Source organism: Rhizobium sp. BK313 (genome assembly GCF_014193655.1).
GTDB lineage: Bacteria > Pseudomonadota > Alphaproteobacteria > Rhizobiales > Rhizobiaceae > Rhizobium.
Genome location: NZ_JACHZQ010000003.1, coordinates 162,935 through 181,143, shown reverse-complemented (window position 1 = coordinate 181,143; position 18,209 = coordinate 162,935). Strand labels below are relative to the sequence as shown.

The 18,209-nt window shown below is 61.8% G+C and carries 16 protein-coding genes; 9 read left to right on the top strand and 7 right to left on the bottom strand.

The window, feature by feature from the left end; translation table 11 throughout:
- Positions 1-278 precede the first annotated feature (278 nt).
- The 8 genes from FHT86_RS17260 (at position 279) to FHT86_RS17225 (ending at position 11,248) form a co-directional block, all read left to right on the top strand.
- The gene (locus tag FHT86_RS17260) at positions 279-3,206 is read left to right on the top strand and encodes an aminotransferase (RefSeq protein ID WP_133708054.1); all 2,928 of its coding nucleotides are present in this window, start codon (positions 279-281) and stop codon (positions 3,204-3,206) included.
- A 511-nt stretch (positions 3,207-3,717) separates the two neighbouring features.
- On the top strand, positions 3,718-3,912 hold the full coding sequence (locus tag FHT86_RS17255; protein ID WP_133708053.1) for a hypothetical protein: 195 nt from the start codon (positions 3,718-3,720) through the stop codon (positions 3,910-3,912).
- Between the two features lie 318 nt (positions 3,913-4,230).
- A complete protein-coding gene (locus tag FHT86_RS17250) occupies positions 4,231-5,229 on the top strand; it encodes a P1 family peptidase (protein ID WP_133708052.1) in 999 nt (332 codons plus the stop codon).
- A gap of 14 nt (positions 5,230-5,243) precedes the next feature.
- On the top strand, positions 5,244-6,161 hold the full coding sequence (locus FHT86_RS17245) for a LysR family transcriptional regulator (protein ID WP_133708051.1): 918 nt from the start codon (positions 5,244-5,246) through the stop codon (positions 6,159-6,161).
- Between the two features lie 166 nt (positions 6,162-6,327).
- On the top strand, positions 6,328-7,857 hold the full coding sequence (locus tag FHT86_RS17240; protein ID WP_133708050.1) for an ABC transporter substrate-binding protein: 1,530 nt from the start codon (positions 6,328-6,330) through the stop codon (positions 7,855-7,857).
- 152 nt (positions 7,858-8,009) lie between these two features.
- Entirely contained in the window at positions 8,010-8,960 is a 951-nt protein-coding gene (locus FHT86_RS17235; RefSeq protein ID WP_133708049.1) for an ABC transporter permease, read from the top strand.
- The gene (locus FHT86_RS17230; protein WP_133708048.1) at positions 8,957-9,823 is read left to right on the top strand and encodes an ABC transporter permease; all 867 of its coding nucleotides are present in this window, start codon (positions 8,957-8,959) and stop codon (positions 9,821-9,823) included. The genes FHT86_RS17235 and FHT86_RS17230 overlap by 4 nt, the downstream gene beginning before the upstream one ends.
- Before the next feature lie 33 nt (positions 9,824-9,856).
- Positions 9,857-11,248: an amidase gene (locus FHT86_RS17225; protein ID WP_133708047.1), complete on the top strand. Its 1,392-nt coding sequence runs from the start codon at positions 9,857-9,859 to the stop codon at positions 11,246-11,248.
- 6 nt (positions 11,249-11,254) lie between these two features.
- Here FHT86_RS17225 and FHT86_RS17220 read toward each other — a convergent pair whose 3' ends face one another.
- From FHT86_RS17220 to FHT86_RS17205, 4 genes are all read right to left on the bottom strand, one after another.
- Entirely contained in the window at positions 11,255-11,494 is a 240-nt protein-coding gene (locus FHT86_RS17220; RefSeq protein ID WP_133708046.1) for a hypothetical protein, read from the bottom strand.
- 76 nt (positions 11,495-11,570) lie between these two features.
- Complete coding sequence (locus tag FHT86_RS17215) at positions 11,571-12,425, bottom strand: NlpC/P60 family protein (protein ID WP_133708045.1); 855 nt, start codon at positions 12,423-12,425, stop codon at positions 11,571-11,573.
- Between the two features lie 11 nt (positions 12,426-12,436).
- On the bottom strand, positions 12,437-12,787 hold the full coding sequence (locus FHT86_RS17210) for a MarR family transcriptional regulator (RefSeq protein WP_133708044.1): 351 nt from the start codon (positions 12,785-12,787) through the stop codon (positions 12,437-12,439).
- A 235-nt stretch (positions 12,788-13,022) separates the two neighbouring features.
- The gene (locus tag FHT86_RS17205) at positions 13,023-14,414 is read right to left on the bottom strand and encodes a leucyl aminopeptidase family protein (RefSeq protein WP_133708043.1); all 1,392 of its coding nucleotides are present in this window, start codon (positions 14,412-14,414) and stop codon (positions 13,023-13,025) included.
- Between the two features lie 148 nt (positions 14,415-14,562).
- Between FHT86_RS17205 and FHT86_RS17200 the strand changes: the two genes are divergently transcribed.
- Complete coding sequence (locus tag FHT86_RS17200; protein ID WP_133708042.1) at positions 14,563-15,390, top strand: tetratricopeptide repeat protein; 828 nt, start codon at positions 14,563-14,565, stop codon at positions 15,388-15,390.
- 12 nt (positions 15,391-15,402) lie between these two features.
- Here the strand turns inward: FHT86_RS17200 and FHT86_RS17195 are convergent, their stop codons facing one another.
- The 3 genes from FHT86_RS17195 to FHT86_RS17185 form a co-directional block, all read right to left on the bottom strand.
- On the bottom strand, positions 15,403-16,047 hold the full coding sequence (locus FHT86_RS17195) for a LysE family translocator (RefSeq protein WP_133708041.1): 645 nt from the start codon (positions 16,045-16,047) through the stop codon (positions 15,403-15,405).
- A 144-nt stretch (positions 16,048-16,191) separates the two neighbouring features.
- Entirely contained in the window at positions 16,192-17,172 is a 981-nt protein-coding gene (locus tag FHT86_RS17190; RefSeq protein ID WP_133708040.1) for a type II secretion system F family protein, read from the bottom strand.
- Between the two features lie 20 nt (positions 17,173-17,192).
- Entirely contained in the window at positions 17,193-18,200 is a 1,008-nt protein-coding gene (locus FHT86_RS17185) for a type II secretion system F family protein (protein ID WP_133708039.1), read from the bottom strand.
- Positions 18,201-18,209 lie beyond the last annotated feature (9 nt).

Below are 18,209 nucleotides of genomic sequence, written 5' to 3'. Positions count from 1 at the left end.
CTCAAGATCAAAAGCTGGAGCGACCTTGGTGTTCTCAAATGAACGCACAGCGCACTTGAGCATCCGCTTGCAGGTGGAATCACCTGCAAACGGATAAGATGCTCAAGATTCAAAAAAGCTAGAGCGACCTTTGTGCGTTCTGAACGCACGGCGCTCTAGGCACCTGCAATCGGGGGCCTATCTTTCGTCTTATCGTTCGATCACCCAATTTATTTTCGGTGATTTTCTTTTGGACGGAATGGTTTAGTGTCGACGCAGATGAACCATTCGGGGGTGCCATGACCGACGCCGCGCTCGTCAATCGCATGCAACTGTCAAGGCCGGATACCACGCCGGAAGCGGCGGCGGAGATCTTGCAGACGCATTACGGTCTGGCCGGAACGCTCACCGAACTCGGCAGCCAGCAGGACCGCAACTACCGCATCGACGCCGGCGACAACAGCTACGTTCTGAAGATCTGCCGGACGGAATACGACACCGTCGAACTGGAGGCGCAGAACGCCGCCATCCGCCATCTGCATACCAAACCGGATGCGCCGCGCGTTCCCAATATCGTGCCCTCGCTGAACGGCCGGGACATCCTCGCCGTTACCATTCGCGAACAGGATTATCTCGTCCGGCTCCTTAGCTATCTCCCCGGTCGATCCCTGACGCGGCGCAAGCATCTGCCCATCGCCTCGGTCTCGGCGCTCGGCGCCCTCTCAGCCCGGCTCGCCCGCGATCTCGCGGATTTCGACCATCCCGGCCTTCACCGCAGCCTGCAATGGGACCTGCGCCGCGCGGGGCCGGTCGCCGTGCAGCTCCTGTCGGCGATCACCGATCACGAGGCGCGCGACCGCATCGCCAAGGCAATGGTTGCGGCCGTCAAGCGCATCCAGCCGCTTGCGAGCGGGCTTCGCGTGCAGCCTGTCCATCACGACGTCACCGACGACAATGTCGTCAGTCACCCAGATGCGCATGGGCAACCGATTCCGGATGGGGTGATCGATTTCGGCGACATCATCCAGGGCTGGCTGGTGGGCGACCTCGCCGTCACCTGCGCCTCGCTGCTCCACCACGCCGAAGGCGATCCCTTCTACATCATCCCAGCCATCAAGGCCTATCATGCGGTCTACCCGCTTGAGGAAGCCGAGTTGAAGGCGCTCTGGCCACTGATCGTCGCTCGTGCGGTGATTCTCGCCGCCAGCGGCGAACAGCAGCTGGCCATCGACCCCGACAACGACTATGTGCGCGGCAATCTCAAACTCGAGCGTGAGATTTTCGACGTCGCCACCGGCGCGCAGCCGGAAGTGATGGAAGCGGCGATCCTCCGGGCCGCCGGCATCGACATTGCCCCAATCGCTACCGATCACTGGTCCGCATTGCTGCCGGACATTGCGCCGGACCATATTGCCGCTGTCGATCTTTCCGCAACCAGCCCGCATTTTTTCGACGGCAATTGGCAGAAGCCGGACATGGACTGGCGGCTGCTCGCCAAGGCGGCCATAGCTTCCGGCACGGCTGCGACTCGGTATGGCGAATTCCGCCTGTCGCATGCCGATCTCCTAAGCGTGACGCCGCCGCAGAATTTCGCGCTGCATAGCGATGTCTGCCTGCCGGCCGGCACGACGGTCACTGCCCCATTTGCCGGGCGTATCCAATGGCACGGCCAGCATCTCGTGCTGATGGGCGAAGCGCTCAGCCTGCATCTCGACGGCGTCGAGTGCGCGCTGGAAGAGGGTACAGGAATCGAGCAAGGCGCGATCATCGGCACGATCGGCAGCGAGGGCTCCGCCATCGGCGGGCTGCGTGTGCAGCTCTGCCGCGTCCTGGGGCTGGTGCCGCCGCTCTTTGCCACGGCCCATCAGGCCGATGGCTGGTCGGCCATATGCCCCTCGCCGGCGATCCTGCTGAGCGAAGCCTGCGAAGCGCCGCGCCTGGACAGTGCCGCACTTCTGGCGCGGCGCGAAGCGCATTTCGCCAAGCCGCAAAAGCATTATTACGACGCCCCGCCGCAGATCGAGCGCGGCTGGCATGAGTTCGTGTTCGACACGGAAGGCCGCGCTTATCTCGACATGGTCAACAACGTGACCATGCTCGGCCATGCGCATCCGCGGCTGACGGCCGCCATCGAACGGCAATGGTCGCGGCTTAACACCAATTCCCGCTTCCATTATGCCGCCGTCGCCGAATTTTCCGAACGGCTGGCGGCGCTGGCGCCAGACGGCCTCGACAGCGTCTTCCTTGTCAACAGCGGTTCGGAAGCCAATGATCTCGCCATCCGGCTTGCCTGGGCGCATACCGGCAGGAAAAATATGCTTTGCCTGCTGGAGGCCTATCATGGCTGGACGCTGGCGAGCGACGCCGTCTCCACCTCCATCGCCGACAATCCGCAGGCGTTGACGACGCGGCCGGACTGGGTGCATCCGCTCGTTTCGCCCAACACCTATCGTGGCCCATTCCGCGGCCCGGATTCAGCGGTAGACTACCTGGCCGGCGTTACGACCCTGCTGGAGACCATCGACGAGAAGGCCGAGGGTCTCGCCGGCTTCATTGCCGAATCTGTCTACGGCAATGCCGGCGGCATCGCCCTGCCGCGCGGCTATCTCGCCGATGTCTACGCTGCCGTCCGGAAACGCGGCGGCGTCTGCATCGCCGACGAGGTGCAGGTGGGTTACGGCCGGCTCGGCCACCACTTCTGGGGTTTCGAGCAACAGGACGTCGTGCCGGATGTCATCACCATTGCCAAAGGCATGGGCAATGGCCATCCGCTCGGCGCTGTCATTACCAGGCGGGAGATCGCCGAATCACTGGAGAAAGAGGGCTATTTCTTCTCGTCGGCCGGTGGCAGTCCGGTGAGCTCGGTCGTCGGTCTTACCGTGCTCGACATCATGAGCGACGAGGGCCTGCAGGAGAATGCCCGCATCATCGGCGATCATTTGAAGGCAGGATTGATCGCGCTGATGGAGCATTTCCCGCTGATCGGTGCGGTGCATGGCATGGGCCTCTATCTCGGCGTCGAATTCGTCCGCGACCACGAGACGCTGACGCCAGCCACGGAAGAGACGGCCGCCATCTGCGAACGGCTGCTAGAACTCGGCGTCGTCATGCAGCCGACCGGCGATCACCTTAATGTGTTGAAGATAAAACCGCCGCTTTGTCTTTCGGCTGATAGCGCGGATTTCTTCGTCAAAGCCCTGGAAAAGGCGCTGGAGGATGGCTTCTAGGCCCATCATCTCCAGCGTTAACCTTTGAGAAGATTTGGTGACGAACCGATTTTAATCCTCTCGGGGCATTGTCGAATCTCATGGCTATTCCTATCTGTTTGTCGGTGATCGGCGATGCCGTTCCGGTACGGGCGGTTGCGTGGAAGTTGATACAGCCTTTCTCGCAACTTGTTGGATACGGAATTTTATTTTCTCGATCGTCGATATTTTGACATCTTTCGGAATATGTTTCTGAGGATGGAATTGCTATTCTCTAGCAAGATTATAGACAATAGCACACCGGATCGCGGGCTCCATAATTGGAGCCCACACAAGTACAACGCCAACTAAGGAAAGTGACATGCTGAATTTTAAAGTCATCGCTTCGATCCTTGGGCGGTCCGTGCTTGGCCATGACCGCTCGGGCGCGCTCTCCCGCCCGCGCTGTCGAATGTGACGTTCGTCCCCTTATCGGATTCAAACAGTCAATTCGCCATGTCTGCGCCGCTAGGGCGCGGAGGGAGTATTTTTTATGAAGAAGCAAGTCATCGAATATGCTGGCGTTCCCGTCGGCATCGTCGTTCCGGATGAAGACCGGCTGAAGTTCATCGCTGTGAAGTACCACGTCCACGATCTGGACGAACAGCGTTTCAGAAGCACGGACGAGGTCAAACTCGCCATCCGCGATCTCCTCATCCGCCAGCAGGCCAAGCCGATCCACGTTTGATGGATCGGCTTAGCCGTTTCCCTTACATGACCACATCACCAGCCCTCGTCGTTCGAGGGCGCTACGCGCCACCTCGCCATGAGGGCTGATCCCGTCGCTCAGGCCGCAGATCAATTTAGCGTTCCTTAAAGCTCGTGCACGCTCCGTCCTTCATGATTAGGTGCACGGCCGACATAGTGACAGCGCAGACGGCTGGTGCCCGAATCAGAAGGGTCGGCCCCGGCAACATCAATCGCCGCAAACCCATCTTGTCTTTTCCCCCTCTTTGCGATCCTATCGGCATGACGACCTCGCGCTTCGAAGGCGAAGGATTTTTCATTGGCTGATCTCCTCAATCTCCTGACCGATATCGAAGGCGTCGCCGTCGGTCATTGCACCGATCTTGCGCTAGGCTCCGGCGTCACTGCCATCATCTTCGATGAGCCGGCAGTCGCTTCCTGCTCCGTGCTCGGCGGTGCGCCGGGGGGACGGGACACGGCATTGCTCGATCCGGCGATGACGGTCGGCGTGGTCGACGGCCTGGTGCTGTCGGGCGGCTCGGCCTTCGGGCTCGATGCGGCTGGTGGCGTGCAGGCGGGCTTGCGCGACATCGGCCGCGGCCTGCAGGTCGGCACCGCGCGGGTGCCGCTGGTGCCGCAGGCGATCCTCTTCGATCTCATCAATGGCGGCAACAAGGACTGGGGCCTGCATTCGCCCTATCGCGATATGGGTTATGCCGCCTTCAAGGCAGCGGGCAAGGGGGCCTTCCCGCTCGGCACGGCCGGCGCTGGCGCGGGTGCGACGACAGCAACGGTCAAGGGCGGACTCGGCTCGGCCAGCGCCGTCAGCAGCCGAGGACATAGGATCGCGGCCATCGTTGCCGTCAACGCGCTGGGTTCGGCGACCATCGGCGAGGGACCGCATTTCTGGGCCGCACCCTTCGAGGTCGGCAGCGAATTCGGCGGCCTTGGCATGCCCAAAACCATCGACACGCGCCTCAGGCTGAAGGGCACGAATGTAACAGCAACAACGATCGGCGCCATCGTCACCGATGCGGCGTTGACCAAGGCGGAAGCGCATCGACTGTCGATCTGCGGCCATGACGGCCTTGCCCGCGCGCTTTTGCCCGCGCATCTGCCGCTCGACGGCGACACGGTTTTTGCTGCCTCCACCGGCAAACACGAAAGAGACGACCTGCAAAGCTTTATGGAACTCTGCCATCTCGCCACCATCGTCATGGCGCGCGCGATTGCGCGCGGCGTCTACGAGGCGACGGCGCTGCCCGTCGACGGCGCGCTGCCGGCCTGGCGGGACCGCTTTCCGGACCGGATGATCTAGCTGGGGATTTATCCATGCAGATCCGGGCGCTGATCTATTTCGACGAGCTGGTGCGCACCAACTCCATGCGCCAGGCGGCGGAAAATCTGAACGTCGCGCCGACGGCGATCAGCCGGCAGATCGAAAATCTCGAATATCACTTCGGCACGCCCCTGGTCGAACGCAGCGCCCGTGGCGTCAAGCTGACCGCGGCCGGCGAGCTGTTGGCGGTTCGCGCCGGACGCACGCTGCGCGAGCTCGACCATGTGCACCAGCTCATCGAAGACCTGAAAGGCCTGCAGCGTGGCCGCGTCAGCGTCTATGCCAATGGCGCCACCGTCGCCAATCTGCTGGCGCCGGCGCTTGCCGAGTTCAGCCTGCGCTATCCGAAGCTGCGTTTCGAGGTGACCATCACAAGCGCCCGCAACGCCATCGAAGCGGTCAACAGCGCCGAAGCCGATATCGCCGTTACGTTGTTTGCCCCGCCGCTTTCGGGCACCAAGGTCCGGCTGCGCTCTGAAATCGTCTATGACGTGATCGCCGCAACAAGCCATCCGCTGGCGACGCACAAGGACGTTTCCCTGGCCGAACTCGCGACACATTCGCTCGCCGTACCCGACCACTCCTTCGGCGCGCGCCAGGCCTTCGATGCGTTGTTCGAGCGTGAGGGACTGGTGCTCGATCCGGTGTTCGAGACCAGTTCGCTGGAGATGCAGAAAGAGTTGGTGTTGCGCGGCGCGGCAATCACCATGCTGCCGGCGCTGACCGTGCAGCGGGAAATCCAGGCCGGCCAGCTCGTCGCCCTGCCGGTTGCCGACGGGAAAGGGGTCAGGACGCCGATCGATCTCTGCGTCGCGCCGGACCGCCAGCTTTCCTTCGCCGCCGGCAAGCTTCTCGATTTCATCGAGCGCTTCATGCGCGACCAGGTCGCCGGCAAGCGAAGACGCGATTGACCGGAGATGAAGGATTTCAACGGAGCAAATTCAGTGTAGCCATATCAGCTACACGGGGCACACATTTTCGGAATTGTGTGTGCGCCTGCGAGATGACACTATTTTGAAAAATTGGCCGTATGCCGGAGGGAAAACCGGCACCGCGAGCCGGAGCAAGGGAACTGAGATGACCAAGTTTTTACGTCCAGGCCTGGGCGATTTTGCTCGCCGTCTTGCCTATGGGGCTGCGATCTCGGCCGGGCTGCTGATGCTGGGCCTGACGCCCGCTGAAGCCGCCAAGACGACGCTGAACATCGGCATGAGCGTCGAGCCGACCGGCCTCGACCCGACGATCGCCGCTCCCGTCGCCATCGGCCAGGTGACTTGGCAGAACATCTTCGAAGGGCTGGTCGCCATCGACGAGAGCGGCAAGATCGTGCCGCAGCTCGCGAAAAGCTGGAATATTTCTTCCGACGGCCTCACCTATACATTCAAGCTGCAGACCGGCGTCAAATTCCACGACGGCGAGGCGTTCGATTCGACGGCGGCGAAGTTTGCTCTCGACCGCGCCCGTGACGCCAAGTCCGTCAATCCGCAGAAGCGGTTCTTCGCGACCATCGCCTCGATCGACACGCCGGATCCCGAAACGCTGGTGCTGCATCTCTCTTCACCAACCGGCAGTCTGCTCTATTGGCTCGGCTGGCCCTCTTCCGTGATGGTCGGTCCGAATTCTGCCGCCAACGACAAGACGACGCCTGTCGGCACCGGCCCGTTCAAATTCTCGGCCTGGGCCAAGGGCGACCATGTGGAGCTCGTAAAGAACCCGGATTACTGGAACAAATCCGTCGACGTGAAGCTCGATAAAGTGACCTTCCGCTTCATCTCCGATCCGCAGGCGGAAGCGGCCGCCCTGAAGGCCGGCGACCTCGACGCATTTCCCGAATTCGCAGCACCCGAGCTGATGAGCTCTTTCGACGGCGATGCGCGGCTGATGACCAAGATCGGCAATACCGAGCTCAAGGTCGTTGCCGGCATGAACAATACGCGCAAGCCCTTCGACGACAAGCGGGTGCGCCAGGCCCTGATGATGGCGCTCGACCGCAAGACGATCATCGAGGGCGCTTGGTCCGGTTTCGGCACGGCGATCGGCAGCCACTTCACACCGAACGACCCTGGATATCAGGACCTGACGGGCACGCTGCCTTTTGACCCCACCAAGGCGAAGGCGCTGCTTGCCGAGGCCGGCTATCCCAACGGCTTCACCTTCACCATCAAGACGCCGCAGATGGCCTATGCGCCGCGCAGCGCCCAGGTGATGCAGGCGATGTTCGCCGATATCGGCGTCACCATGAACATCGAGCTGACAGAATTCCCGGCAAAATGGGTGCAGGATGTCTTCACCGGCCGCGACTACGACATGACCATCGTCGCCCATGCCGAGCCACTGGACATCGACATCTATTCGCGCGACCCCTACTATTTCAACTATAAGAACCCGGCCTTCAACGAGCTGATGAAGAAGATCCAGCTGACCGCCGATCCGGCCGCGCAGAACAAGCTCTATGGCGAGGCGCAGACGATCCTGGCCGAGGACGTGCCCTCGCTCTTCCTTTTCGTCATGCCGAAACTCGGGGTCTGGGACAAGAAGCTGAAAGGGCTCTGGGAGAACGAGCCGATCCCCTCGAATGTATTGACCAACGTTTCTTGGGAAGACTGATCGCGCTAATTATTCGATTGGGCATGATCCTATCCGAAAACCGCGACGCACTTTTCGGGATCATGCACCAGTTCCACGCACACAGCCGGGCGGATCGTCTCGCCCGCTGCAAAATGCTTCGATGCCGGACATGATCCGGCCATGGACATGCGATGATCGTACTCCTTACCCGTCGGATCATGGGTCTCATCCTGACCCTGATCGCCGTTTCGTTGCTGGTCTTTGCGGTGATGGCCCTGCTGCCGGGCGATCCCGCCGCCATTACACTCGGCACGTCAGCGACGCCGGAGACTTTGGCGGCGCTGCGCCACGACATGGGCCTGGACCAATCATTGATCGTTCGCTACGGCCAATGGCTCGGCGGCGCGCTGACCGGCGATCTCGGCAAATCCTATACCTATGGCGTGCCGGTTGCCGGCCTCATCATCGAGCGGCTGGCCGTAACATTGCCACTTGCCATCCTCGCCATCGTTCTCTCTGTGCTCATTGCCGTGCCGCTGGGTGTTGCAGCCGCCGCCCGGCGCGGGGGCTTTTTCGACATTGTTGCCACGCTGTTTTCCCAGATGGGCATTGCGGTGCCCGGCTTCTGGGTCGGGTTGCTCCTCATTCTCCTGTTCGCCACTTCGCTTGGCTGGATGCCCGCCGGTGGCTTTCCCGGCTGGAGCAACGGCGTATGGCCGGCGCTGAAGGCGCTCGCCCTGCCGGCGATAGCATTGGCTCTGCCACAGGCCGGCGTTTTGACGCGGGTCACCCGTTCGGCCGTGCTCGATATTCTGCATGAGGATTTCGCCCGCACCGCCGTTGCCAAAGGCTTGTCTGACCGCGCAGTGCTCTGGGGTCATGTCGTGCCGAATGCGCTGGTGCCGGTGATGACCATCCTCGGGCTGCAATTTACCTTCTTGGTCGCCGGTGCGGTTCTGATCGAAAACGTCTTCACCCTGCCCGGCCTCGGTCGGCTCGCTTATCAAGCATTGAGCCAGCGCGACATCATCGTCCTTCAGGACGTAGTGCTGTTCTTCGCCGGCCTCGTCATCGTCGTGAACTTCCTGGTCGACCTTTCCTACATGGTCATCGACCCCAGGCTTCGCGGGAGCACCCGATGACCATGATCGAGACAGCCGCCCCCTCCCCGACCCGCCGCTTCCGCTACCGCGCATTCCGCCGCGCCAACCTGATCATCGGCGCCGTCATCATCCTCGCCCTCGTCGGCGTCGCGGTTCTGTCGCTCTTCTGGACGCCGGTGCCGCCGGCGAAGATGCAGATCATCCACAAGCTGCAGCCGCCCTTCGGCTTCGGCCTTCTCGGCACCGACCAGCTCGGCCATGACGTATTGTCGATGCTGATGGCCGGCTGCTGGAATTCGCTATCGATCTCGCTTTCGTCAGTGGCGATCGGCGGCACCATCGGCACAATAATCGGCGTTGCCACTGCGGCCCGACGCGGCCTGTTCGAATCACTGGTGATGCGCGCTTGCGACGTTATCTTCGCTCTGCCGCCAATCCTTTCGGCCATGATCCTCGGGGCATTTCTAGGCACCGGCCGCCTGACAGCCATCGTCGCTATCGCGGTCTTCATGGTGCCCGTCTTTGCCCGCGTGGCGCTTGGCTCGGCGTTGCAAGCCTGGAGTCGCGACTATGTGTTGGCGGCACGCGCCATCGGCAACACGCATCTGTCGATCACCCGGCGGCATGTCCTGCCGAACATCATGAGCGTGATCATCGTGCAGGCGACGATCCAGCTTGGCCTTGCGATCCTGACGGAGGCCGGTCTTGCCTTCCTTGGCCTGAGCGTGCCCCCGCCTGCTCCCACCTGGGGGCGGATGCTGGCGGATGCGCAGACCTATTTCCAGATCGCCCCTTGGCTCGCCATCCTGCCGGGGTTGGCCATCGCGCTCTCCGTCCTCGGCTTCAACATGCTTGGCGACGGCCTGCGCGATCTGCTCGACCCGCGCGAGGCAAGCCGCTGAATTTTCAAAGCTGAATCAATGTGAGAATTGACCATGACTTTAGAGACCGATCTTTCCATCCGCCAGTTGATCCAGAAATTTTCCGAGAAGAGCCTCTCGCCGAGCGAATATTGGCTGGCGCTCGAGACAATTATCGAGGCTTGGGAGCCAACGATCGCTGCCCTCTACGCTTATGATGCGGAAGAGGCGCGCAAGCAGGCCGCCGCTTCCACTGAGCGCTGGACCAAGGGCACGCCGCTCGGCGCACTGGATGGCATTCCCGTGACGCTCAAGGAACTGATCGCTACCAAGGGCCAACCGGTGCCGCTTGGCACGGCCGCGGTAGAACTCGTTCCCGCCGCCGAGGATGCGCCGATTGCTGCCCGGCTGCGCGAGGATGGCGCGGTGATCTTCGCCAAGACCACCTGCCCCGACTACGGCATGCTGTCCTCCGGCCTTTCCAGCTTCCACAAACTTAGCCGCAATCCCTGGGACCCGACGCAGAACCCCGGCGGCTCCAGCGCCGGCGCGTCCGCGGCGGCGGCGGCCGGCTACGGGCCGCTGCACATCGGCACGGATATTGGCGGTTCGGTACGCCTGCCCGCCGGCTGGACCGGCATTTTCGGCTTCAAGCCGAGCCACGGTCGCATCCCCGTCGACCCCTATTATGTGGGGCGCTGCGCCGGACCCATGACCCGCACCGTCGAAGACGCCGCCTTTTCCATGGCCACGCTTTCGCGGCCCGACTGGCGCGATGGCACGAGCCTGCCGCCGAACCAGATCGACTGGATGGATTTCGACATCGACTTGCGCGGGCTGAAGATCGGCCTGATGCTCGACGCCGGCTGCGGCCTACCCGTCGATGCCGAGGTGCGCGATGCGGTGATATCAGCCGCCAAGCGCTTCGAAGAAGCCGGCGCCATCGTCATCGACGTCGCGCCGGTGCTGACACGGCAGATGCTGGAAGGGTTGGATGTGTTCTGGCGGGCGCGTTTCTGGGGCGACATCATGGGCCTCAGCGAGGAGCGCCGCGAAATGATCCTGCCCTATATCTACACATGGGCGAAAGGCGGCGCCGATATCAGCGGCGTCGACGCGGTGCGCGGCTTCAACCAGACCATCGAGATGCGCAAGAGCTGCGGCAAGCTGTTTACCGAAGTCGACGCGGTGATATCGCCGACCAACCCGATCGTCTCGTATCCGGCGGAATGGGCCTCACCGACCAACGACCCGGCCCTGCCTTTCGAGCATATCGGCTTCACCGTTCCCTGGAACATGTCGGAACAGCCAGCCTCGTCGATCAATTGCGGCTTCTCCCGCTCCGGCATGCCGATCGGTCTGCAAATCGTCGGCCCGCGTTTTGACGACATGCTCGTCCTTCGGCTCTCCAAAGCCTTCGAGACCTGGACCGGCGGAGTGACGAACTGGCCGAAGCGACCTGCTTGAATCGACTTAAAGGGTCGCCGCACCCTTTTCCTCGACATCGGCGCCAAGCTGCCGCAGCGCCTTTTCGATAACGCGCAGGTCATCCTGCAGTCCGTCGTCGGCGCTCATCATGCTTTCGCTGCCTGCCCGCTGGATGCCGCGGGCTTCGCTCTGGAGTTCACGCAGCCGGTCGATCTTGCGGCTGCGCCTGAGATGGGCGTCACCCAGGATATCCCTGATCACCTGTTCCATCGCCGTAATCGGCATGATGTTTCTCCTCTCGAACAAGACGATGTTCAATCGAGGAATAACGGCCTAAATCCATCCCGGTTCCGGCCAGGTCTCAATCACGCAGGCGGCGATAGCCTGTCGGCTGCTCGTAGAGCCAGCCGATGCGTTCCACGGCGGCGGCGAAATTTTCGCGTGCCGTGGTCATGGTATGGCCGTTGGCATGAACGATGGTTTTCTCATCTTCCATGATGGCCACGTGGCCCTTCCAGAAGACGAAATCGCCACGCTTCAGCTCTTCACGCGCGATCGGTTCGCCGAGGCCGGCAGCCTGCATGTCCGTATCGCGGGGCGCGGTGCGACCCGTCATCAACAATGCGAGCTGCACGAGGCCGGAGCAATCAATGCCGAGGCCGGAACGACCGCCCCAGAGATAGGGTGTTTCCAGGAACCGCAAGGCGACATCGACATAGTCGCCGCCGTCATTGTAACCGATCGGCTGTACGTGCTTGGCAAAGATGGCCGCGCCGTTTTCCAGGACGACATAATGGTTTCCTCTCACCTCGGCAGTACCCGTGACGCGCACGCGGCTACCCATCGAGAGCACATCGGCATGGGGCTTGCGGAGCTCCGGCTCGGGATAGAGAAAAGTCCGCTGCGTCACGACAATATGGGTCGGTGCTGCCTGTTCTCTCAGGATCGCTTTTTCGGGAAGATAGCCGACATAACCGTCTGAAACCGCTTTCACCCAGCACCAACCATCCCTGTACTCGAAGACATCGACGTCTTCACCAAACAACAGCTCGGTATCGATGCCGCGGGCCAGATCCGCCTGCGGGCGAAGAGCGACGACGGGAGCGATAACCTGCGCCCTGGTGCCTTCGACAAAACGGTCGGCCTCGACCTTGCCCCGGAGGGAGGCTTCGGCGAGATCGGGCCGAAAGGCATTGAGGCGGCGGTCGAGCTTCATGAATATGGTCCTTAGACTGGTAGTTTGCGGCCTTGCTCGATGACGAGATCACCGAGCTTTTCCAGATAGAGCGCGCCGGTGACGGTGCGCTTGATGATGACATTGCGACGATCGCGTTCATCGCGCATGCGATCGACTAGCCCCATCTCGCCCATCGTATCAAGGGCACGCGTGATGACCGGCTTGGTGACGCGAAGCGTTGCGGCGAGCCCGCGCACCGTATGCGGCGGCGGCACGAGATAGATTTGCAGGAGGATCGCCATCTGCCGAAGCGTCAGATCATGATCCTCGCGGCGCACCTGCTCGAGCGCCACGCCATGCCAGAGGCCTAGAGCCTGCGAGGCAGAGAGTTCAAGCGGCAAAGGCAACCCCGGAGATCGTTACGCTACCGTTTCAGTCTCGGCCAAGATCATGGCGGATTCAAGGGGATTACCTTCTCCCCGGCGGGGAGAAGGTCGAGCGAAGTTCGGGTTGAGGGAGCGTTATCTGGACGTACAAGAGATGGAGAACAACAATTAAAAACAATAATATACGGTACGATGCCGCTCACCCGACGCTATGGCGCCGCCCTCTCCCCAGTGGGGCGAGGGCAAAAATTTACCGCACGCTCTGCCGGATGTGGTGATACAGCGCCCGGATTGCCTGTGCCTCGCCACCGCCCGGCGAGTGCGGGCGTTCGTTCTGCGCCCAGCCGTAAATGTCGAAATGCACCCAGCTTGGCGTCTTTGTCACGAAGCGCTTGAGGAACAGAGCGGCGGTGATCGAGCCGGCCATGCCGCCGGACGGCGCGTTGGTGATATCGGCGAATTTTGCGCGGATATCCTTGTCGTAGCCCATGTAGAGCGGCATGCGCCACAGCGGGTCATCCGTCTCCAGGCTGGCCTCGGTGAGATCGCGGGCAAGATCGTTATCGTCGGTGAAGAACGGCGGCAGGTCCGGGCCGAGTGCGACGCGGGCAGCGCCCGTCAGCGTCGCCATGTCGATCATCAGATCGGGCGCTTCTTCATCAGCATAGGAAAGTGCATCGGCGAGAATCAGCCGGCCTTCGGCATCGGTATTGTCGATCTGCACCGTCAGGCCCTTGCGGCTCTTGTAGATGTCGCCGGGGCGGAAAGCATTGGACGAAATCGAGTTTTCGACGACGGGAATGATGACGCGCAGGTCGACCTTGAGCTTGGCGTCCATGATCATCAGCGCCAGGCCCATGACATTGGCGGCACCACCCATATCCTTCTTCATCAACAGCATCGAGGATGCCGGCTTGATGTCGAGGCCGCCGGTGTCGAAGCATACGCCCTTGCCGACCAGCGTGACGCGGCGGTGACCCTTCTTGCCCCAGCGCAGTTCCAGCAGGCGTGGCGCATCGGCGCTCGCGCGACCGACCGTATGCACCAATGGGAAATTCTCCTTCAGGAGCTCGTCGCCGATGATGACGGACATTTCTGCCTTGTAGTGCAGGGCGAGCGCCCGGAAGGCGGCTTCGAGCTGTTCCGGTCCCATGTCGTTGGTCGGCGTGTTGATGAGGTCACGCGCGAGGAAGACGCCGGCAAGCTGCCGCTTGATGTCGGCGGCGTCGGCATCGCGCGGGATCATCAGCGTCGGCGGCGTTGCCTTTTCCGATTTGTAGCGCTCGAACCGATAGCTGCCGAGGCCGAAACCGAGCGAAAGCCGGTTTGCCGTCAGCGGCGCGGTCTCGACATGCCAATCGCCTGCCGGCAGGTTGCGCGCCAGCTTGCCGGTCAGAAAAGGCTGTTCGGAAGGGTTGGAGCCAAGGCCGAACAAAGCGCCGCCGAGATGGCCTCCTTCGGTCGGAATCAATAGCAGCGAGCCGCTTTCGGCCTTGTAGCCGGCCTTGCGCGCCCAATCGAGCGCGATGGGATCGATGGTGCCGGTCTCGATATGCGCCGGGGTAACTGCAAAGATCGGCAGCGTCGCGCCACCCTTCGAATTGAATGGGCTCGCGCGCTCGATGAATTGATAGGGGGCCATAACTATCCTTTGGCAATGATTTCAGGGAATCGCAGGTTAACTCTCTGTTAGGGTTAACAGATTATTGCTGGAGCGAACATTGCGTCAAACCTTTCCCTGTTCCGATTTGAGGCCAGGCGCAGGACTCAGGCATTCCGGGATAGGCGCTATGGCCACTTCGTCAACTACGTCTGCATTCAAGACCTTCCTGCTCCACGGCGCTTCAGCGGCACTCGTGGCGCTTGCACTCGCTGGCTGCTCGACGACCGGAAAAGACAAGATGACGACCGGCTCGATCCCGACGGTGTCGAAGCCCGTCGATGAAATGAATAGCTCGGATCTCGCGCAGGCGGCCCTTACTCTCGGCAAAGCCTACGACGCCAATCCAAGGGACCGCGATACCGGCGTCAATTACGCCAATGTACTGCGCATGAGCGGCCGCAACGATCAGGCGCTCGCCGTCATGCAGCAGGTGGCGATCGCCCATCCCAACGATCGTGGCGTGCTGGCTGCCTATGGCAAGGCCCAGGCGGCTGCCGGACAGCTTGAGGAAGCGCTCGCCACCATCGACCGTGCACAGACGCCGGACCGTCCGGACTGGCGGCTGGTTTCGGCCGAAGGCGCGATCCTCGATCAGCTCGGCCGTTCGACCGAGGCGCGCGGCAAATATCGCGATGCTCTCGTGCTGCAGCCGAACGAGCCGTCGATCCTTTCCAATCTCGGCATGTCCTATGTACTGACGGGCGATCTCAAGACCGCCGAAACCTATCTTCGCTCCGCCGTCAGCCAGCCGACAGCCGACAGCCGTGTGCGCCAGAACCTGGCTCTCGTGGTCGGGCTGCAGGGCCGTTTCGCCGAGGCCGAGCAAATCGCCCGCCAAGAACTGACACCGCAGCAGGCGAACGCCAATGTCGCCTATCTGCGCTCTATGCTGGCACAACAGAATTCCTGGCAGAAACTCGCCGCCGGTGACGACGTCAAAAAAGCAGCGAACTGAGTTTTCAGCCCCTTAGCGCCAAATATGCCGTGGCAGGCCTTCAGTCACAAGCCGGGCGCCGAGAGCGCCCATGACGGCGCCCGCCACCCTGTCGATCCAGAGCTTTGATCCGAGATAAAGCGCGCGCGGCCGGTTCGACGAGAAGGCGACCGTCACCACCGTATACCAGCCCACCTCGATCGCGAAGACCGCTGGCGGCAGCGCAATCAGCAGCCAGAGAGCGGGCTGCGCCGGGAGAAGTGCCGCAAAGATACTGCCATAGAAAATGGCAGTCTTCGGATTGCTGAGCTGCGTGCCGAGCGCGAACCAGTAATTGCGCGCGACACTCGCACCGGCCGGCGAAGCGGGCGCATCGAGAGCGAGATCATGCGCAGCGCTGCGCCAAATGCGGATGCCGATATAGATCAGATACAGGCCGCCGGCGATCTTCAGGGCGAGATAGAGCCATTCGACCTGCATCAGCAGCGCGCTCAAGCCGAACAGGGCCAAGGTCGCGAAGATGACACTGCCGGTTCCCATGCCGAAGGCAGCGGCCAGTCCTGCCTGACGCGAACGGGAAACGGCAATGCGGGAGACAAGGACGAAACTCGGCCCGGGGCTGGCCGCGCCGATGAAAACGGCGGCGATGACGGTGAAAAAAATCGCTATGGATGACATGCAGCATCTCCCGATATGGCTGAAAATCTGCCCGGGCGGCTGGCGCGGATCGTCCCGCGCCTTCTCGATGACTATCCATCCCGCGCCGCCAGCGACGCCGATCGGAGAGTAGCCACCTTCCAAGTCGGCGGCAAGTTTCACACGTCAGAATTTATCCATCACCTGGATAGCCGCCGGGCCAAGGATAACCGCCATGAGAACGGGCAGGAAGAAGACGATCATCGGTACGGTCAATTTCGGCGGAAGGGCAGCAGCCTTCTTTTCAGCCTCGTTCATGCGTTCATCGCGGCCCTCCTGCGCCAGCACGCGCAGCGCCTGCGAGACCGGCGTGCCATAGCGCTCCGCCTGGATCAGGGCCTGCGTCACCGACTTGACGATTTCGATTTGGGTGCGGCTGGCGAGATTGTCAAAGGCGGTGCGGCGATCCTGCAGGAAGGAGAGCTCCGCCGTCGTCAACACCATTTCCTCGGCGAGCGCCGGCGATTGTTCTGCCATTTCCTCTGAGACGCGGCGCATGCCGGCCTCGATCGAAATGCCCGATTCCACGCAGATCAGCATCAAATCGAGCGCATCCGGCCATGCGCGCTTGATGGATTTCTGCCGTTTGGTCACGCGATTGGAAATATAGATGTTCGGCGCGTAGAAACCGAGATAGGCGGTGCCGATGACGCCGAGAAGGCGGATCGCAAACGGCTTGGCTGCAAAGTAGCCAAAGACGAAAACGAGAATGGCGGCGACGGTCAGAAACAGGAACGGCAGCAGAAAACGCGCCACCAGAAACATGTTCAGCGCGTTTTCCGACCGCAGGCCGGCGGCCCGCAGCCGATTGACCGTATTTGTGTCGACGAGAGCATTGCGGAGATTGAAGCGTTCGACGATCTGGCGGACATTTCGGTTGTTCTGGTTGCGCAATGACGCCTTGCTGCCGTCGGTGCTCAGCCGGGCGCGTTCTCGGGCACGGATCTGTTCGCGCTCGGTGGAAACCGCCTTCATTCGTTTGTTGAGATCGCCGCGCTCCAGGAAGGGCACGGCGATCGTGTAGAAGGTGGCGAAGACGGCGATCGCCACGAAAACGGCGAGAATCATGCCGGGGTCGGTCAATTTACTGGCGAAATCGGAGGACATGGCTCGGCGTCTCCTTCCGGTCAAATCTCGAAATTGACCATGTTGCGCATGATGTAGATGCCGAATGACATCCAGATGCCGGCGGCACCCAGGATCAAATGGCCGCGCGGATCGGTGAACAGGATTATCATGTATTGCGGGGAGGTCAGGTAGACGAGCGTGGCGACGATGAAGGGCAGCGCGCCGATGATGACGGCCGAGGCTTTTGCTTCCATCGACAGCGCGGTCACCTTCGCTTTCATCTTTTTACGCTCTCGCAATACGCGTGCAAGGTTGCCCAGCGCTTCGGACAGGTTGCCACCCGCCTGCGCCTGGATAGCGATGACGATCGAGAAAAAATTCACCTCTTGCAGAGGCATATGATTGTTCATGCGCGCGCAGGCGTCGGTCATGCTGAGGCCGACCTGTTGCGCTTCGACGACGCGGCGGAATTCCGATTTAACGGGTTCGCGCGCCTCGCCTGCCACGAGACGCACGGCATCATTGAGCGGCAGGCCCGAACGGATCGAGCGGGTGATGAGGTCGAGCGCGTTGGGGAACTCGTCCAGGAACTTGTTCTGCCGACGCTTGATGAGGAAGCCGACGATCCAGCGCGGCAAGCCGAAGGCTGCAGCAAAGGGCAGACCGACCACGACGGCGAGCGGCGCACCGAGCAGGAAGAGAACAAGCGTGACGAAAAGACCGAACAGCACGCCGAAGAGATAGAAACGTGCGGGCGTCAGCGGCAGGCCGGCCTGTCCGAGCCGTACCTTCAGCGATTGCTTTTTCTTGGTATTCTCCAACTGGCGCTTTTCCAGATCCTTCAGTGAATCCTGCACCGACTTGCGCCGTTTCGACATTTCCTGCACGCGGTCACGCGCCGCCTTGACCTTCATGCGGTCGGTCTCGGCAGATTTGATCCGGTTGACGCGGCTGTCGGCCTTTTTCTGCGTCTCGATCCGGGAATAGAGGATGCCATAACAGACCGCTGCCGCGGAAACGGCTGCGAGCACCACAATCAGAAGCACCACCGGATCGACACCGAACATCGGGAAAGT

What these genes read in the sequence shown, in the direction of transcription:
- FHT86_RS17200 (WP_133708042.1), top strand. Translation starts at nt 14,563, where the DNA reads ATGGCCACTTCGTCAACTACGTCTGCATTCAAGACCTTCCTGCTCCAC.
- FHT86_RS17255 (WP_133708053.1), top strand. Translation starts at nt 3,718, where the DNA reads ATGAAGAAGCAAGTCATCGAATATGCTGGCGTTCCCGTCGGCATCGTC.
- FHT86_RS17205 (WP_133708043.1), bottom strand. Translation starts at nt 14,414, where the DNA reads ATGGCCCCCTATCAATTCATCGAGCGCGCGAGCCCATTCAATTCGAAG.
- FHT86_RS17240 (WP_133708050.1), top strand. Translation starts at nt 6,328, where the DNA reads ATGACCAAGTTTTTACGTCCAGGCCTGGGCGATTTTGCTCGCCGTCTT.
- FHT86_RS17230 (WP_133708048.1), top strand. Translation starts at nt 8,957, where the DNA reads ATGACCATGATCGAGACAGCCGCCCCCTCCCCGACCCGCCGCTTCCGC.
- FHT86_RS17260 (WP_133708054.1), top strand. Translation starts at nt 279, where the DNA reads ATGACCGACGCCGCGCTCGTCAATCGCATGCAACTGTCAAGGCCGGAT.
- FHT86_RS17245 (WP_133708051.1), top strand. Translation starts at nt 5,244, where the DNA reads ATGCAGATCCGGGCGCTGATCTATTTCGACGAGCTGGTGCGCACCAAC.
- FHT86_RS17185 (WP_133708039.1), bottom strand. Translation starts at nt 18,200, where the DNA reads ATGTTCGGTGTCGATCCGGTGGTGCTTCTGATTGTGGTGCTCGCAGCC.
- FHT86_RS17225 (WP_133708047.1), top strand. Translation starts at nt 9,857, where the DNA reads ATGACTTTAGAGACCGATCTTTCCATCCGCCAGTTGATCCAGAAATTT.
- FHT86_RS17190 (WP_133708040.1), bottom strand. Translation starts at nt 17,172, where the DNA reads ATGTCCTCCGATTTCGCCAGTAAATTGACCGACCCCGGCATGATTCTC.
- FHT86_RS17195 (WP_133708041.1), bottom strand. Translation starts at nt 16,047, where the DNA reads ATGTCATCCATAGCGATTTTTTTCACCGTCATCGCCGCCGTTTTCATC.
- FHT86_RS17220 (WP_133708046.1), bottom strand. Translation starts at nt 11,494, where the DNA reads ATGCCGATTACGGCGATGGAACAGGTGATCAGGGATATCCTGGGTGAC.
- FHT86_RS17215 (WP_133708045.1), bottom strand. Translation starts at nt 12,425, where the DNA reads ATGAAGCTCGACCGCCGCCTCAATGCCTTTCGGCCCGATCTCGCCGAA.
- FHT86_RS17235 (WP_133708049.1), top strand. Translation starts at nt 8,010, where the DNA reads ATGATCGTACTCCTTACCCGTCGGATCATGGGTCTCATCCTGACCCTG.